At 36.0% G+C, this 17,548-nt stretch carries 14 protein-coding genes; 1 reads left to right on the plus strand and 13 read right to left on the minus strand.

What is annotated here, in order from left to right; translation table 11 throughout:
* Positions 1-6: 6 nt before the first annotated feature.
* From D3P12_RS11205 to D3P12_RS11260, 12 genes are read right to left on the minus strand one after another with little or no spacing between them, the layout of a single operon-like run.
* Entirely contained in the window at positions 7-1,398 is a 1,392-nt protein-coding gene (locus tag D3P12_RS11205; protein WP_118195537.1) for a UDP-glucose 6-dehydrogenase, read from the minus strand.
* A gap of 12 nt (positions 1,399-1,410) precedes the next feature.
* Positions 1,411-2,325 carry an NAD-dependent epimerase/dehydratase family protein gene (locus D3P12_RS11210; RefSeq protein WP_118195539.1) on the minus strand — a complete coding sequence of 305 codons (915 nt, stop codon included), beginning with the start codon at positions 2,323-2,325 and terminating at the stop codon, positions 1,411-1,413.
* The gene (locus D3P12_RS11215) at positions 2,312-3,511 is read right to left on the minus strand and encodes a glycosyltransferase family 4 protein (protein WP_118195541.1); all 1,200 of its coding nucleotides are present in this window, start codon (positions 3,509-3,511) and stop codon (positions 2,312-2,314) included. The genes D3P12_RS11210 and D3P12_RS11215 overlap by 14 nt, the downstream gene beginning before the upstream one ends.
* A 16-nt stretch (positions 3,512-3,527) precedes the next feature.
* Entirely contained in the window at positions 3,528-4,661 is a 1,134-nt protein-coding gene (locus D3P12_RS11220; RefSeq protein WP_118195543.1) for a glycosyltransferase family 4 protein, read from the minus strand.
* Between the two features lie 13 nt (positions 4,662-4,674).
* Positions 4,675-5,769: a non-hydrolyzing UDP-N-acetylglucosamine 2-epimerase gene (gene wecB, locus D3P12_RS11225; protein ID WP_118195545.1), complete on the minus strand. Its 1,095-nt coding sequence runs from the start codon at positions 5,767-5,769 to the stop codon at positions 4,675-4,677.
* Positions 5,770-5,799: 30 nt separating this feature from the next.
* Positions 5,800-6,984 carry a glycosyltransferase family 4 protein gene (locus tag D3P12_RS11230; protein WP_118195547.1) on the minus strand — a complete coding sequence of 395 codons (1,185 nt, stop codon included), beginning with the start codon at positions 6,982-6,984 and terminating at the stop codon, positions 5,800-5,802.
* Between the two features lie 50 nt (positions 6,985-7,034).
* Positions 7,035-8,165, minus strand: coding sequence for a right-handed parallel beta-helix repeat-containing protein (locus D3P12_RS11235; RefSeq protein ID WP_118195548.1), 1,131 nt, complete (start codon positions 8,163-8,165; stop codon positions 7,035-7,037).
* Entirely contained in the window at positions 8,162-9,511 is a 1,350-nt protein-coding gene (locus tag D3P12_RS11240) for an O-antigen polymerase (RefSeq protein ID WP_118195550.1), read from the minus strand. Before D3P12_RS11240 ends, D3P12_RS11235 begins: the two co-directional genes overlap by 4 nt.
* A 35-nt stretch (positions 9,512-9,546) precedes the next feature.
* A complete protein-coding gene (locus D3P12_RS11245) occupies positions 9,547-10,857 on the minus strand; it encodes a lipopolysaccharide biosynthesis protein (protein WP_118195552.1) in 1,311 nt (436 codons plus the stop codon).
* 50 nt (positions 10,858-10,907) lie between these two features.
* Positions 10,908-12,224 carry a nucleotide sugar dehydrogenase gene (locus D3P12_RS11250; protein ID WP_118195554.1) on the minus strand — a complete coding sequence of 439 codons (1,317 nt, stop codon included), beginning with the start codon at positions 12,222-12,224 and terminating at the stop codon, positions 10,908-10,910.
* 52 nt (positions 12,225-12,276) lie between these two features.
* Positions 12,277-14,649: a GumC family protein gene (locus D3P12_RS11255; RefSeq protein WP_118195557.1), complete on the minus strand. Its 2,373-nt coding sequence runs from the start codon at positions 14,647-14,649 to the stop codon at positions 12,277-12,279.
* Between the two features lie 20 nt (positions 14,650-14,669).
* Entirely contained in the window at positions 14,670-15,467 is a 798-nt protein-coding gene (locus D3P12_RS11260; protein WP_118195559.1) for a polysaccharide biosynthesis/export family protein, read from the minus strand.
* A gap of 268 nt (positions 15,468-15,735) precedes the next feature.
* On the opposite strand from D3P12_RS11260, the gene D3P12_RS11265 reads away from it, so the two are divergent.
* Positions 15,736-16,401: a LytR/AlgR family response regulator transcription factor gene (locus D3P12_RS11265; protein ID WP_118195560.1), complete on the plus strand. Its 666-nt coding sequence runs from the start codon at positions 15,736-15,738 to the stop codon at positions 16,399-16,401.
* A gap of 79 nt (positions 16,402-16,480) precedes the next feature.
* On the opposite strand, the gene D3P12_RS11270 is transcribed toward D3P12_RS11265, so the two are convergent.
* Positions 16,481-17,428, minus strand: coding sequence for a Gfo/Idh/MocA family protein (locus tag D3P12_RS11270; RefSeq protein WP_157970327.1), 948 nt, complete (start codon positions 17,426-17,428; stop codon positions 16,481-16,483).
* Between the last annotated feature and the right edge of the window lie 120 nt (positions 17,429-17,548).

A 17,548-nucleotide genomic window follows, 5' to 3' on the forward strand; every position in this document is an offset into this window, starting at 1 on the left:
TATTAACTAACTCCCAACACCACTAATCATAAATCCGATCTCTCTTAGTTTATCTTTGTCTAAAATATTACGTCCATCAAAGATATGAGCTGGCTTCAACATATTGTCATAAATTTTTTGCCAATCATATTCCTTGAACTCATCCCACTCTGTTAAAATAGCTATCGCATGAGCATCTTTACAAGCTTCATAAGGATCAGATTCTATTTGAAGAAGCTTTTTGTTCTCTTCACTACTTCGTGTAGCTAAATAATCCAGATCATTATAAATTTGTTGCTCAGTTACCTTTGGATCGTAAACAGAGATCTCAGCTTGTTCAAACAAAAGGTGATCGGCAACATAGATCGCTGCAGATTCACGTGTATCATTCGTGTCTTTTTTAAAAGCCCAGCCAAGGAAAGCAATCTTCTTACCATTAACCGTATTATAAAGATTACGAATAATCTTATCCGCAAAACGACGCTTCTGATGATCATTCATTAAAATTACTTGCTCCCAGTAATCTGCTACTTCCATCAAACCATAAGTTCGTGCTATATAAACAAGATTTAAAATATCTTTTTGAAAACATGAACCGCCAAAACCTACTGATGCTTTTAAGAACTTCGGCCCGATACGACTGTCCGTACCAATCGCTCTTGCAACTTCGTTAACATCAGCTTCCGTGAATTCACATAACTCAGAAAGTGCATTGATGGAAGACACTCGTTGAGCTAAGAAAGCGTTTGCTGTAAGCTTCGACAACTCTGAGGACCAAATGTTAGTTGTTAGAATTTTTTCTTTCGGTACCCATCTTGCATAAACGTCAACAAGAGCCTGAATAGCTTGCTTGCCATCTTCGGTTTGCTCTCCCCCAATCAAGACGCGATCCGGGTTTAGTAAATCCTTAACAGCTGTTCCTTCAGCAAGGAATTCGGGATTTGAAAGAATATGAAATTTAACGCCACTTCCCGTATGCTTAAGAATGTCTTTTAGAGTGCTCGCTGTGCGGACGGGCAACGTTGATTTCTCAACCACAATTTTATCAGATTGGCTAACTTTAGCAATTTGTCTTGCACAAAGTTCTATCCACTTTAAATCTGCTGCTTGCCCCTTACCTTTACCATAAGTTTTTGTTGGGGTATTTACAGAGATAAATATTGTATCAGCTTCTTCAATTGCTTTTTCAACATCCGTTGAAAAGAATAAGTTACGATTTCTTGCATCAGCGACCACATCTGTAAGACCAGGTTCATAAATAGGTATATTGTTAATGTCCTCGTCATTCCAAGCAGCTATTCGTTGCTGGTTTAAATCAACAACAGTGACCTGAATATCTGGACATTGCTTTGCAATCACCGACATTGTTGGTCCACCTACATAACCAGCACCTATACAACAGATTTTATTAACTTTCATTATGATTGTATTTTAAATATTAATATCAGTTTTTATTTTTTCCAACACATTGGAAGGTCTCCATCCAATTTCTTTCCTAGCTTTGCTATCGTCAAAAGTTAGGGAAGACGTAATTTTACGTAATTTATCTGAACTAATAGGTGAGCGTGGTCCTAATAAGTCTCCTATCTTCGCCAATACTCTAGCCAATAACATAGGTATTTTTGTCGGTAAAGGGCGATCAAGTGATTCAGAAATAGCTCGCTCTAATTCACCAAAAGAAGGATTATAGCCATCTGTAAGATTAAATATTCCCCCTACTTCCGATAGCCTCGGTATTATCTTGACAATATCCTCTGCCCAAATTACACTCTTCTTTGAGTTCGCTTTACCTATACTGAAGTACCGGCCGGTATTTATACCATTGATCATAGCACCCAAGTTCCCAGGTGGGTTAGGTCCTGCAACAAGTGGCAACCTTAAGATACTTAGTGTAATATTGTTCAAACTCGCCCATTTTTTTAAATATTCTTCTGCCATTATTTTACTTTTTGCATATGGAGAATCTCCTAAAAGAGCATGTTTTTCATTAACATTCTCGCCACTTTCTAATCCATATACCGAAACTGTACTCATAAATATAAACGAAGATGGTCTCACCTCTAACTTGTCGAGAAAAGAGGTCAAGTTTACGGTTCCCCAATAATTCACGTCAAAAAAGCGCTGTTGTTCCCATTTCGATTTTGGGACCGAATGAGCTTTACCTGCACTATGTATAATTATCTCTGGAAGAAAATCAATATTCAGCGTAATATTCTTGGAAATATCTATATATTCTTTAGAAAATTCTTGAAGATCTTTAATCTCAAATTCAGTAGAAAAAGCGCTTTTCAATATTTTTCCTAAGAATCCATTACTACCAGTAAATAAAATTTTAGTTTTCTCCATGAACCTTTTCCAATATTTTCAACATTTTATTTGCTAAATAATCTTTATCAAAATATTGTTTAGCAATTGATAGGCTTTTTTCGCCCATTGAATTCGTTCTATCAGGATTATCCTTCATTTCAATAAGCGCATTCGCCAATTGCTGCGGGTCATTCGGGTCTAAAGTTAAACCAATTTCATGCTCAGTTAAAAAGTCTTTCATCCATCCCTGTGTGTTTTGAATAACCGGAACACCCGCTGCAAGAGATTCAAAAAATTTGTTCGGAGAAGATGTATCTAAAACTGGTGTTCCCTTTAATGGAACTAAAGATACGAATGCGTTTTGAACATATCCTACTAAATCGCTCTTAGGCATAAGCCCAAGTCGTATGAAGTTATCTATACCTTCTTTACTTGCTAACGCTTCCAATTCTTCACGTTGCTGTCCTTCACCAATTAATAGTATCTTGATATCATCCCGATTTGATTTCTTCAATAGTTTGGCAGCTTCGTATAACCAATAAGAATTATTAACCATTCCGATGTTACCTGTATATATCGCATAACTCTTAGAGGAAACTTGTCCGGAATCAAAAGAAACAGGCGTAGAAAAAAGCTTAATGTTAGCAGCATTCGTCACATCATCTACTTTCTGAAAACCAAACCTTTTCTTAATATTTTGGGTCATTCCTGGAGATAAAGTAATAATATATGCTGAAGCGTTGTAGCAGACTTTCTCAAACCAGTAAGCTACCTTCGTCATTATAGAGTTATCTATAATCCCAAGTTCAATAGCCCCCTCTGGCCACAAGTCTCTTGTTTCAAATACAAGCTTTCTTCCTCTGATGTATCTAGCGATTAGTCCTGGTAACCCAACGGTTATTGGTCCAGAAGAGGCAATAACAATATCGGCTTTAAGTGTTAGCGCGTAATAGGATGAAAGAAAGCTATATTGAATAAAAGACCAAATACGTTTTAGAAAAGGTTGTTTATTGTCAATAGTAACATTTATTACCTTAACATGTATACCCTCGAAATATTGATCCTCAATTAGTTTCTTGGCCTCTAAATCCGACTTACTATAAACACTCGAAACAACGGTCACTTCGTGTCCTTTTTCTACCCAATCCTTTGCAAACTCGTAAACACGAGTCCCCCAGGAGCCCTTAGGTGTCGAAAAATATTGATAGAAATATATTATTTTCATTAATATATGAATTTAGCTAATTCTCATTTGTCGTACTGATCGTTTTTTGAAAAATATCAATATATCGAAATGCAATATTTTTCCACGAAAAAACTCCAAAATCGATTTTTAAAAGATCATATGAATCATAATTATCCAGAATACGTTGGATAGCGTTCTCAATTGAAGTAATAGAAAAGGGATCGCACGACTCTCCCACTCCATCTATCATTTTATCTACACTTTCGTTGACCGCATAAATGATAGGTAAGCCTTGAGAAAGAGCTTCAATATAAACCAAGCCAAATGTCTCTCTGTAAGACGGCATCGCAAATACATGATTTTCTCTTAGCTTTTTTATTAAATCCATTTGATTGTCAATAGATCCAAAATATCTAATTATCGTTGGATATTTCTTGGAATAATCAACTACATCATTTTCTAAACCACCGCCTTTTCCATATATATTTAACTGTATATTTTTTCCCTTATTTGAAATTTTAACAACGGAGTCCATTAATCGCATCACATTTTTACGCCGGATCAAACTTCCAACATAAATAATTTTCCAAGGTTTAATATTATTTTTCTTTTGTTCTAAATTAGCCAGAAACTCCTTCGAAATTCCGTTATATATTATTTTACTTTTTTGTTCTATTTGCAGTCGGTGCTGATTATTAATCCTTTTAAAGAATTTAAATTTCAAAGAATCACTAATAAATATCACATATTTAGCATGATTTAGGATATCCAAACACAGGTTATTTAAATCAGGTCTAAATCTCATAAACACATCAATGTCAGTGCTTCGAACAGCAACAATATATGGTATTCCGGTTTTTTTATGAATATCCAATGCTATCGATCCGTCACTAAATAACGTTGTTGCAAATATAGCGTCTACTCGAGTCGTATTGACTTGTTCATAAAAGCTCTTTAGCAACATTTTTATTTTCAACCGAAAAAAAAACCTGTGGTAAAGCTTTATTTGCTTTGAAAAAACAACAAAAGAGTCTTTAGCTTGAAAAGTTACTCTATTTCTGGCAATGTCTTGCCCTTTTCGAAACGGAACGAAAACTACTTGTGAAACATCATAACTATCAATTTCCTCATAAAGACTTTTATGAACCTTAGAGCCCAAATAATCGTTACAAATATGCAGTATCTTCATAATACAAATACCCCTAATCGAAGTCCAAAATGGTCAAAATATCAACTATTCTCTCCGCAGTTTTACCATCCCATAATGGAATTACATCCCCCTTTTTCCACGTACCTGCAAATAATTTTTCCATTGCCGGTTTGATAGCTTTTGGATCGGTACCCAACAGTTCATTTGTACCTAATGTGATTGTTTCAGGCCGTTCAGTATTATCGCGTAGCGTCATACAAGGAACACCCATTACCGTAGTTTCTTCTGTGATACCACCTGAGTCAGTAACAACAGCTTTGGCACGTTCCACAAGATAATTGAATTCCAAATAACTTAAGGGTTCAACCATATGTAGGCGAGGATGAGAAACACCAACATTTGACAGGATTTTGGCAGTACGTGGGTGAACAGGAAAAACTAAAGGAAGATTTTGTGAATTATTTACAATTTCATCCATCAATTCTTTCAACTTTTCTTCTTCGTCTACATTCGCAGGACGATGAAGAGTCATAACAAAATACTCTTTTTCCTTTAGTTTCAATTTATCCCAAATTGCAGGTTTTTGAAAACGTGGTCGCTGCTCTAATAGGGTGTCGATCATTGTGTTTCCAACAAAGAAAATGCGATCTTCTTCTACACCGGATCCTTTGAGGTTTTCATTCGCTATATCGGAAGTAGTAAAGAAATAATTAGTAACACTATCTGTTACCAAACGATTAATCTCTTCTGGCATCGTCCAATCATCAGACCTGATACCAGCTTCAACGTGTGCAACTTTAGTATGCATCTTTTGTGCAGTGACTGCGCATGCCATTGTCGATGTAACATCACCCACCACTATTACAAGGTCAGTCGGGTTCGCTTGCAATTCTTTTTCAAATCTGATCATTATCGCCGCAGTTTGTTCCGCTTGCGTACCACCTCCAGCCTCTAAATTTGCATGGGGCTCTGGGATCTGTAATTGTTCAAAAAAATCACCAGACATCTTTTTATCATAGTGTTGTCCAGTGTGTATTAATCTGTAATCGATGTTATTACCTGATTTTTTTGACTTTTCAATGGCGTGTATAATAGGCGCAATTTTCATAAAATTGGGACGTGCACCTGCTATGATGGTAGTTTTCATAAAAATTTCTATTATAAATATAAACTAAAACTAAGAATTATCTCGAGACATTATATATACATTATGAAGCTTTTCGATGATAATTTCCCAGCGGAAAGCTTCAACTAATTTTCGCGCGTTTACACTCATTTCTCTCAACTGATCGGGATTATCAAAAACTTTTGTCAATACCCGCTCCAATGATCTCTCGTCATCAATATCTACAAGAAAGCCATGTTTTCCGTTTTCAACTATTCCGTCAATTCCGGTGTTTTTAACACCAATGATTGGCAGTCCACATGCCATCGCTTCGAGGTATACCCGACCTAATGTCTCTGGAAAACTCGGCATGACAAATAAATCCATATTAGAAAGGATACCAGGCAACTCTCTATTTGGAACAAAACCATGAAGTGTGACTTTATTTGATAGATCAAACCTAGTAATTAATCTTTCTAAATTTTGCTTTTCAGGTCCATCACCATATATATGATACGTGTAATCATAATTCACTGTAGCCAATGCCTTAATAACCATGTCTAAATTTTTCAATTTCAGCAAACGACACACAGAAATAATTCTAATACGAGTGTCTCTTTTTTCATGACTTTCAATTGTTGAAAAAAAAGAATCAGGAATCCCGTGAGGGATGAATACAGGATCAATACCGAAGGAATTAGCTATTTTTTTTTGCATGAAACTAATGGCAATATATGAGGATGGACCGACCAAATTGGTTTTAACTACTGAATCCTTTCTTTGGATACTTCTTAGAGTCACGATATAAGGTATACCATATTCTTTAAAAATATATCTTGCAAGGGAAACATCTTCATCAACATTCTGAGCATGAATCACAGATGGTTCGAAATCTTTAATAACTCTTGCTATCATCTTTCTATTAAAAAAGTAGCTGAGTTTATAAAATAATTTCCGAAATGAAAATTTAATTGGAAACATCAATAAACCATATATATGAACGGTATGATCCGCCAACGAATAGGTTTTACCTCTTCTTAATTTGTAATACGAAAGCCATCTTTTCGAAAAAACAGAGAGTATAATATTAGAATAAGGAGTAACAAATATATACTTAAACTCAATATTTGGATAATAGAGTTTAAATTTCTTTTCAGTCTCCAGAATTACATCATTCTCATTCTTTTTTCTTTCTATTTCCGAAATAGGTAGTATGTTAGTAATCACTAAAATACGTAAATTTGAATTTTCAATCATGATATAATAATGGTGTATATTAACGAAATTATTAGATTGTTACTTTGTGATCAATCCTTTGAGATTACGGAATTTTCCTCAATATACATCCTACCCTTATCAACATATCGTTGCTCAAAAGCCGAATATGATCCCATTAATGATTTTAAAATATTTTTAGGGCTGTGTTCAACCTTATTTTTATAAATATATACACCGTCGTCTGCATAGCCTCTAATAATTACTGCTCTATTCTCATTTTTCAATCGAAAATAATTGTGATGTATTTTTATAGTGGTTCCTGCAATATTGGTACCATCGTTCCGATCTCGTCCTCCATGCATATCCAACGAGTGAGATGTGTTATTTTCTAAAAACACATTATAACATGCTTCATAACTCGTCCCAGGGACTCCAGTTCCTGCTACATCATGACGATTATAGTCAAAAAGATTCGCTTTTATCAACGCCGATGCTCCATCTAGTACAACACCGTAACCAAGCCCGTAACGTCGATTATGATGTATATAATTATGATGTATAATCACATTGTCCGCACCTTTTTCTAAACTTATCGCTCCATGAGTCCACCCGAATAGTTCACAGTTTTCTACTATAAGATAGGAAAAAGAAGACCCTATTCCAACGGTTACGGGCTTCCTGTATACGTTCCTTCGATCGTTTTCCTTACCAGCTAACTTCTTTCCGTATGGATAGATATCAGTATCAGTGCCGCTTATTCTTAAGCCAAAAAAGACAACATTTTCACCTCCGACTTTAAAAAGAGGCGAGACACCTGCGGTATTTGTATAAATTAATGCACCTTTACTATTGTTGATGCCCCTACCACTTGCAATTGTCACACCACCAGGTACAACGATACTCTTATGATTGCTAAGATCAATCGACGCTTTATCATCAATGTATACAACCTCTCCATTTTGTGCAGTTTCCAAAGCTGCTAGCAATTCACTTTTCGTATGAACTACATAATCCTTCTTCTCCAATTCCTTAGAATAGACTGGAACAGTTTGATTTTTAAGTCCTCCGATGAATTCGCCATCCACCTTATCATTTGGAAGTCCTATGGTTTCGTCCTTAATAAAATTCTTCTGCCTGATGATTGAGTTCTGAGCAAACACGTTCGCACTTAAAATAAAAAAGCTTATAAAATACAAATAAAATACCGTTCGAAAATTCATGTCGTTAAAGTGTTTTTATGTTTTTGTGAATAATGACCCCGAACTGCTGACATATAGAGAAACAAAAGTAAAATACAAATTCCTGCTCCATGACCAATAATAGTAGTAAAAAATGCGCTATTACTAAATGCGAAGGCAGGAGCAATTAAAAATACGAACGAAAGTCGATAATCAACGCCAGATGAAATTGAATCATAAATATGTAAAAAAAAACCTAATAAAATAGAAACAACTATCATGCCTATAAAACCGTATTGAGCGTAACCGTCTGCCCATATATTCGCATTTGCATGGGGTGCGGCATTCCCCCATACGAAAGCACCGACAATCTCAGGCGCAGAACGAGAACCGTAAAAAGAATGATAATCAACCAAAACACCAAATAATGAGTTGTTGGCCATAAACATTTTGGGATTATGTAAAAAGAAATTATAGTATTGACCACTTAGAAACCCAGGCATAGCAATATTTCTGCGTAAAGTTAACGACGTTACTATATTCTTATACAAAATACTATCTACAAAATATATCGAATCTATTATTAATGCAATAGCAATCATACAAACAACACCAAACGTAATCAATGTCGGAACACTTTTTATACTCCTTAGTTTACCTAGAAAATATAAAATAAGAATCAATACAAAGCCTATAAATAACGCAGATTTTAAACCCGATATTGAGTATATAAACAATTCACCGGCCAAACCTAAAAAAAGCATCCAAATATTTTTCTTCTCTATATATCCGCAGATTATTAAAAAGGGGTTAAAAATAAAAAGAAGCCATCGGATCGGATAATTAGAGGATTGAGAGCTGCTTAATTGATCCTTATATTCTGTTCGAACATCGTAAACATCTCGTAATGAAACGAAAGAAAAGTCTAATCCAAAAACCGAAATAACATTAAGTAATAAAATACCGTAGATCACAAAAAAGAAGGCATAGAAGCCGTACATCGATAATGGTGGATAATTATAGTTGCTCAATGGACGACCCGCTGATCTGCATAGCAGAAAAAAACATAATAACAACACAACATTAAAGAAAACTAAATGATCAATTCCTATATAAATTGACAAATACGGAATAATCATCGATGGAATTAAAACCACCAAATACAGCGCCCATATAACTAAAACGCTAGGTCTAGTGGCTTGTACAGGTATCCAGTACATCGGAATCAGCGACATCAATGAAAAGAGAACTGTTACAAGCATAGATGGGTTATTAATATGATTAATTAGATCTGATGAAATGAAATGTTCAAAACCAAAACATATTAACAGAATAAAAACACTCACAAGAAATGTCAACCTTCTTCTAACTTTATTTTCTTTATTCATTACTACCTCAATAATAAAAGTAAGATACTAAAACTTCATCGGATTATATTTTTCTCTTTCAATGTAACATATTTTAAGCATATCAATATTAAAAGAACGTAAGAAATTGAGCTACCAACGCTGTATATTAATATCGTTGGATCAATCGCATATCCTAAGATTGGTGGCAAACATAGAGTACCAATAGTAAGAATTACCCTTATGATATCCCATATTAATTGAACCTTCTGAAGAGTTAACAGATTTAAAATCTGTGACAAGGGCGAAGAGATAAATTGAAGACAAAAAGGTAAGGCTAGGATTTGTATGAAATATCCGGATTGCGACCATTCTTGCCCAAAGAATAATTTAAATATTGGCTGCCCCCAAAAGGTAGCGATAATAAATGGTACAAGAATTAAAAGAGACAACCGCAAAATTAGATTTTTGTATAATTTGCTTAAGCCAGGTTTCTTTTCCCTTATCATTTCTGCACACTCACCTATAAACGCTTGAGAAACTGATTTTCCCACTACTCGCATTGGTAGTGAAATGAGTGTAATACAAAAAGCTAATCCTCCTGCTTCCTTTGGTCCAAAATAATACATAACTAATGGCACAGGTAAATATAATCCTAGAGCGTTAATAAGACCGGAAGGTGTACCATAAAATATATAATCACGGTGCTCCTTGACATGCGAAAAAATTATTAACTTGGATAAAGGAGTCCAGGTCAAGACTTTTCTCTTTTTCAATACACGAATCAAGTTTGTCATCCCCGTACCTTGATTAAAAAAAGTACCAAAAATTAAAGATAGACCAGATGCTGAAAATAATCCTAATATAATTTGTACAACATTCTTTACAAGGATCTGATTTATAAACGAATAGGAGATGGCTTTATAAGCTTTAAATCGAACAACAGCACTGGTTAAAATTCTCGTACAACCAGTAATCAACAAAGTTAAAGGAATCAACCACAAAAAATCTACAAGTTCAGAAACATTGAAAGTTTCATAAACACTTATGGGGATAAAGATTAGAACAGCAGCTATTAGCAGTGCATACCCTAAATTGGCAAATAGACAAATCCACAACAACTCTATAAATTCATCTGTTTCTTTTTGCAATGGTAATGCCATTTCCAATTTTAAAGATGAAGAGTTTGTAAGGATATTTATAACTGATGTGAACACACCAAATACTCCAAAAGCCTCTGGTGGGAAGATGCGTGTAATGACCGGACTCATAAGCAAGTTAATTACTTGTCCTAGTGCACTTCCCCCCAAAAGAATCAAAACATTGTTGAAAAAGCTATTTTTTGAGGGACTAAAAATTTTCTTAAACAGAACCACAATGTCAATCAAAATACTACACAATCAACCATTGTATAAGAAATTAAAGTGTGAAATCAATTTTATAACCTCCCATCTACTAAAGCTCTATCTAAACAAGCTTTGGTATCGAATATAACCCCATTATTACGCTTAATTTTCTGATAATCAAACTTCAAGAACTCGTTATGTGCCACAGCGACAACAACGGCATCGTAAACAGTATTCTTATCCAATTTGTTCAAAATATCTACCCCATATTCGTGCTTAACTTCTTCTGCATCGGCCCATGGATCATAAATATCGACATCTAATCCAAAGGATACTAACTCATGGTAAATATCGACTACACGAGTATTACGAACATCAGGGCAATTCTCTTTGAAAGTAATACCCATGATTAAAGCTTTAGATCCTTTAATTTTGTGGTCTTTCTGAATCATTAACTTAACTACCTTATCAGCTACGAAAGGCCCCATATTATCGTTTACACGACGACCAGAAAGAATTACCTGAGGGTGATAACCCAAAGCTTGAGCCTTATGAGCCAAGTAGTAGGGATCCACCCCTATACAGTGACCACCAACCAGCCCCGGTTGATATTTCAAGAAATTCCACTTAGTTCCGGCAGCTTCAATTACATCATTTGTATCGATACCAACACGATCAAATATTAATGATAATTCATTAACAAAAGAAATATTAACGTCTCGCTGAGCATTCTCAATAGCTTTCGACGCTTCAGCAACTTTAATATTGGGAGCTTTATGCGTTCCTGCTGTGATAATGGAACGGTAAAGATCATCAACACGATTTGCAATCTCCGGAGTCGAACCTGAAGTTACTTTTTTAATTTTTGTTAATGTATTTATCTTATCACCAGGATTAATACGCTCAGGAGAGTACCCAGCAAAGAAATCTTTATTAAATTTTAGACCAGACGTTCTCTCTAAAACAGGGACGCAATCTTCCTCAGTACAGCCGGGATAAACTGTTGATTCATAAATAACGATATCACCCGACTTAAGGATTGAACCTAACATCTCAGAAGCCTTAATTAACGGAGTAAGGTCTGGAGCTTTAAATTGGTCGATTGGAGTTGGAACTGTAACAATGAACGTATTATAATTCTTTAAATCCTCTTTCCTAGCAGAAAACGAAAGACCGGTTTTACTCTTTCCTTTTTTATTCTCAATTACAGCTTTGAGATCAACCAAGTTCGCTTCTTGGGTTCTATCTTTTCCTTCGCTCAACTCGTCCACACGAGCCTGATTAATATCAAAACCTAGAACATCATATTTTTTGCCAAATTCAATAGCCAGCGGCAAACCGACATAACCCAAACCAATTACAGCTATTTTAGCATTATCAACGGCACCGTTAGAATTATTTTTACTCATTTTATTGTTATTTTATTTTTTGTAAATCTAAAAATTGAATATTAGCTTAATATTATCTCGATAAATATCTTTTTATTTTATCTTTCCATGAGTTCTTTTGAAGATCCTCGCCATAACCGTAGCCGTAGCCATAACCGTAACCGTAACCGTAACCATAAGAATTTTCTTTCTTCGCATCATTCATGACTACCATAAGATTATTCATCTTCTTATTCCTTCTAATATCTTCGACGATGTGCAGCTGCTGTTTGAAAGTATAGTTATACCTTACCATATAAGCAGTTACGTCTGCAAATGGTGCTAGAGAGAAAGCATCCGCCACCTGACCTATTGGCGAGGTGTCGACAATTATTACATCAAAGTGTTCTCGTAACTCTGAAAATAGTTTCTCAATCTTAGGACTTAAAAGCAACTCAGCAGGATTAGGAGGAATTGGACCAGATGAAATAACCCATAAGTTATCAACCAAGTTAGTCGGCTGTACAATATCGGCTAAAACCATATCCTCATTAACTAAGAAAGAGGTAAACCCGCGCCCTTTTTGGGTAGACAGTCCAATATCTTTCATCAGCTTAGGCTTACGAATATCAAACTCCAACAAAACTACTTTTTTACCTGAAAGCGCTAAACTAGCACCTACGTTAATTGAGAAAAAAGTTTTTCCTTCTCCCGACATAGATGAGGTGACCATTAACACCTTGGCGTGTTTCCCGGGTGCAGCAAATTGAAGATTAGTTCTAATTAACCTAAACAGCTCAGCAATAGCAGTTCGGCTACCTTTTTTCACTACTAACGCATCCTCTTCGTCGTGGTGTACTAGCTCTCCTAACACAGGGACATCTGTAATTTTTTCAACATCTCGCATATTCCCTACTTTGTCGTCTAACAACCCTTTAGTGTATAATGCTCCGATAGGAATTCCAAAACCCACCACTAAAGCTAAAAATGCAACAAGCACCTTCCTAGGACTAACCGGAATATCATTAGTAATCGCGGCATCAATAATACGTGTGTTCGATACTGTCGACGCTAAAGATATAGCTGATTCTTCTCGTTTCTGCAATAAATAACCATATAAAGCTTGTTTAATACCTTGTTCACGCTGAATTTCCAACAAATTGCGTTCGGCTGACGGAATTTGGGAAATTCGAGACTGAAACCCACCAGTTTTATTTTGAAGATTATTTCGCGTTATAGTCAACGAGCGCTTTATATTACTTAAATTTTCTAAAATATTAGAGCGTAAATTAGCTAACTGTTCATCCAAACTTTGGACCAATGGGTTCGCCGGTTGAACATTACGAAGAAGTTTTTGACGCTCCAACTGTAAATCATTATATTTTGACGTCAAACTCACTAAAGTAGGATCTGAAATCCCCATCGAACTAGGTACCAATTCATCTCCAGCAGCATCCTGCATATAACTTTCCATACTCTCCAACACAGAGATTTGCGTTTGATAATCAGCTAACTGCCTACCGTACTCAGACGCTTCCTGCATATATTGCTGCGCTTCGTTTCCAATATCAGTAATTTGATTTTCGCGTTTATATTGCTCAACATCTTGTTCAACGTCTTCGAGTTCAGTTACTAGAAAATTTAAGCGTTCGTCGATAAACTTTACCGTGTTTTGGGCAATTTGGTTTTTATCTTCGATCGCCTCCCTATTATAAACTTCGATCAATTTGTTAATGATATCCTCCGCTTTAGTCGGAACAGCATGAATCAAAGAAATAGATAAAACAGACGCATCTTTGTTAACTGGACTAATATTTATTGATTCATTATAAACGGCAGCCATCTTCTGTAAATCGTTAAATTGAATCCAAATAGTTTTACCTTGGCTTACGTTACCTGATGCGGCGGTTAAAGTAAATGTAGCGTATTTTTTCTTAACCTGTTTACCAAATTCATAGTCTTCCGAACCATCTTCGTCTACTAAAGTATATCTATTCTTATCTTTAATGTCCACCTTAACCCTCTCCCCTAACGCTGCTGAGTCGAGACTTGATAATGTTATATTAATGGGAACCGAATTACCATAAATTTCAGATGTTTTTATATTTCCTTCCGTATAGAAGGTCGTTTCTTGATTTAATTCTCTTAAAACCCTAAACATTAATGTTTTCCCTTTCAGAACCTCTATTTCATTATTAATATTTTGATTTGACTTAAATATATCCAAGTCCTGAAACGCTGCAGCCGGGTCAAGTGAAGCACCCCCTTTTTTGTCGTCTTTAATAAGAACTTTCGAAACAACTTCGTATTGGGGAGTTGCATATCGCAAATAAAGAAACGCAACAAACAAACATACAACTAAACTAATGGCGAACCAATGCCAATGTCGAAAGTAGTTAAAAATTAGAGCTTTAAGATCAATTTGTTGATTTTGGTTTTCCTGATGATGAACTTCTTCTTGATTCATTCTTTTATTAAAATAATAATTTACAATCTCGTAGCAATAATTGTTATAATTGATAAAATACCCATTATAATCGGAACTGAATTCGGGTTTCTATTCGCTTGCCTACCTTTCATATCCGAAGGTTCTACGTAGACAATATCATTTTGTTGTAGATAGAAATAAGGCGACTGAAAAGCATTGCTGCTGTTCAGGTTTAAACGAGCCATGTTTCGCTTGCCATCAACTTCACGAATAACCAACACGTTTTCACGCATACCAAAAGAAGTCATATCCCCTGCTCTACCGAGTGCTTCCAAAACATTGATCTTTTCATTATCAACCGTAAAGGTAGTTGGTCGTGCAACCTCCCCAATAACGGTTACTTTGAAATTCATATAGCGAACATTAACAATTGGATCTTTAACATATTCGCTGATTTCATTACGCATTTTTTCATGTGCTTGGGTTAAGGTTAAACCTTGGAGGTTCACTTTGCCTATGACAGGAAAATTAATGGTACCATCATTACCTACTAAATAACCTTCTTTGCCTAAGTTGGTACTTCCAGCTGCTTGCGTTGTGCTTAATTGTGGGTTACTTCCTTGGATAACAGCGCCGGTATTAAAAAGTGCATTGGATGTTGGGTCTAAGGTGCTGACGGTAATCCCCATAATATCCCCAACTTGGATTTTGGGTTCGTGGGCATTGGTGATGGCTTGCTGGTAGGCGTCACTCTGTTGGATATCATCAAAATAGACTAGGTTTCTTTGTTCGGCGCAACTGCTGAAGAGCAAAAGGATGCCGACTACCGCGAGGTAAAGTAGGTTGTTAGATTTCATATGTTCTATGAGTTAACTTTTTGCAAAGATAGGCTTTCAATGTTAAGTTTCTGAAAAAAATGTATTTTCTGTAATTTTATGGTGATTTTGTATATCACGAGTCTCTTTTGCGACGGTAAAAGCAATCATCATACCAAAAAGGCTTTAACAAATTCTAATCTCATACGTGTACAAATAATAGCCTTTTGCATATTTTTTCATGGGTTAAGTGTAATTTATTCTATATTCGTTCCGTTTTCAGATTAAAGCCTTAGACTTAAATTGCCCAGTGGAGAAATTAGCTATACATATTGTAGAAGACGAAGTAATCATTGCCATGGACCTGGAAGATATTGTAACAAATCTGGGTCATCGGGTTGTACAGGTGTCTACTTCTTATGAGGAGGCTTTTGAACATTTGGACAATAATAAGGCGGATATCTTTTTGGTGGATATTTCACTGAAGGGTGTAAACGAGGGTTTGAACCTGGCGACGGAGCTGGATAAAAGGGATATTCCGCATATTTACATTTCTTCGCATAAGGATGAGATGACGATTCAGAAGGCGCGGGCTACGAATGCTTACGGCTATGTGATTAAGCCTTTTGATGTGGGGGATATTTTTGTTGCGCTTGAGATGGCAATCGGTCGCATTAAGGGTGAAAAGGCGCGGCGGTCTACGATCATCAACGAGGGGGGCACAAAAAACATTGTAAACTTTATTGATATCCTGTACGCGGAAGCGGACGGGAACTATACGCATATTTATACGGTGGAACGGAAATTTACGCTGCGCGCTAACCTGAAGCGCACGCATCAGGAGGTGCTGAACCATGATTGGTTTAAGCGGGTGCATAAGTCTTTTGTGGTGAATGAACGACACATTGATAAGATTTTACACACGCATGTGATCTTGAAGTCTGGGGAGGTGATTCCGGTGAGTAAAAACTATTAACTTGGTAACTTCAACACTGGTATTCAATACAATATTCAAAATCGCCTACTTTAGTTTAAATGTTCTTCCTGTTTTAAGTTTATATTTTAAATCCTGAACTTTGATTTGTTCTTAATTGCATGCGTCGCCCTCCATTCTTTTTACTTTCATCTGCCGCAATAATAAACGCCATGATTTCAAGGGTTTCTTCTAGGCTAACTGGAGATTTCTTTTCCTCAAAAAAATTGATAATCTCAGAAGCTATTGGTTCGAAACCTTCGAAACCACCTAAAATAATATTTGATTTCTGTCCGAACACTACTCCTCCAAACCCATCGCTGCCCCTTCTTGCTCCTCTAAATGTTCCTATTCTTCCGTCACGCCATTGTCCAATTAAATAGTCATAGTTTTCATTATTAATTCTTTGGACACTTGTACACCCCGGCCCCATTATAGCAAAAAGCATCTCAATACCATTGATAGCATTCCAAAGTAAATCAGGTTCTGAACCATCAAAATGGGCTGGACTATAAGTATGCGCACCTAAAATTTTTCCTACCCTCCATTTACTTATCCAATTGTCTAGTCGCCTAATACTATCTATAAACCTCAAAGAGGAAGAAGAGAAAACTGGCGTATTGTGACGTTTAGAAGAGCGATAAATTGACAGCGCGTCATCCCATGACCCAGCGAGAGGTTTATGGATAAATACTGGCTTGCCTGCTTCGATAGCTAGAAGCGCTTGTTCCCGATGCACGCGCCCATCATTACTTGTGATTATAACACAGTCAACAAGTTGTAAGAGTTCTTTAATTGAATGCACTATATTCACACCAAGTCTTCTTAACGCTTCACTATATTCAGGAACTCTAGCACTTCTATAAGTTAAATCTCTCGTTCCGTGGGGATAAGCCGCGGAGACACGATAACCGTAGTATTTCCCTTCGTCAGAGACTTTGTTAATTATCCTTGTTAATTCAACCGACAGCATATGGTCAAGTCCTATAATTCCAATACGTCTGCTTTCCCGGGGTGGCTTTTTGTTCATAATATTCATAAATCTTAAGAGCTTAAATTAAGGACTGACCATGATCACAATGCAAATTATAATATTATTTCACAACCGAAATAGCAGCTTGTTTTCGAAGTTACATAAATACAGTTAAAT

Origin of the sequence: Pedobacter indicus (assembly GCF_003449035.1) — a bacterium.
Lineage (GTDB): Bacteria > Bacteroidota > Bacteroidia > Sphingobacteriales > Sphingobacteriaceae > Albibacterium > Albibacterium indicum.

Excerpts from the sequence above, each read along its gene's own strand:
- D3P12_RS11205 (WP_118195537.1), bottom strand. The coding sequence starts at position 1,398 with ATGAAAGTTAATAAAATCTGTTGTATAGGTGCTGGTTATGTAGGTGGA.
- D3P12_RS11210 (WP_118195539.1), bottom strand. The coding sequence starts at position 2,325 with ATGGAGAAAACTAAAATTTTATTTACTGGTAGTAATGGATTCTTAGGA.
- D3P12_RS11215 (WP_118195541.1), bottom strand. The coding sequence starts at position 3,511 with ATGAAAATAATATATTTCTATCAATATTTTTCGACACCTAAGGGCTCC.
- D3P12_RS11220 (WP_118195543.1), bottom strand. The coding sequence starts at position 4,661 with ATGAAGATACTGCATATTTGTAACGATTATTTGGGCTCTAAGGTTCAT.
- wecB (WP_118195545.1), bottom strand. The coding sequence starts at position 5,769 with ATGAAAACTACCATCATAGCAGGTGCACGTCCCAATTTTATGAAAATT.
- D3P12_RS11230 (WP_118195547.1), bottom strand. The coding sequence starts at position 6,984 with ATGATTGAAAATTCAAATTTACGTATTTTAGTGATTACTAACATACTA.
- D3P12_RS11235 (WP_118195548.1), bottom strand. The coding sequence starts at position 8,165 with ATGAATTTTCGAACGGTATTTTATTTGTATTTTATAAGCTTTTTTATT.
- D3P12_RS11240 (WP_118195550.1), bottom strand. The coding sequence starts at position 9,511 with ATGAATAAAGAAAATAAAGTTAGAAGAAGGTTGACATTTCTTGTGAGT.
- D3P12_RS11250 (WP_118195554.1), bottom strand. The coding sequence starts at position 12,224 with ATGAGTAAAAATAATTCTAACGGTGCCGTTGATAATGCTAAAATAGCT.
- D3P12_RS11255 (WP_118195557.1), bottom strand. The coding sequence starts at position 14,649 with ATGAATCAAGAAGAAGTTCATCATCAGGAAAACCAAAATCAACAAATT.
- D3P12_RS11260 (WP_118195559.1), bottom strand. The coding sequence starts at position 15,467 with ATGAAATCTAACAACCTACTTTACCTCGCGGTAGTCGGCATCCTTTTG.
- D3P12_RS11270 (WP_157970327.1), bottom strand. The coding sequence starts at position 17,428 with ATGAACAAAAAGCCACCCCGGGAAAGCAGACGTATTGGAATTATAGGA.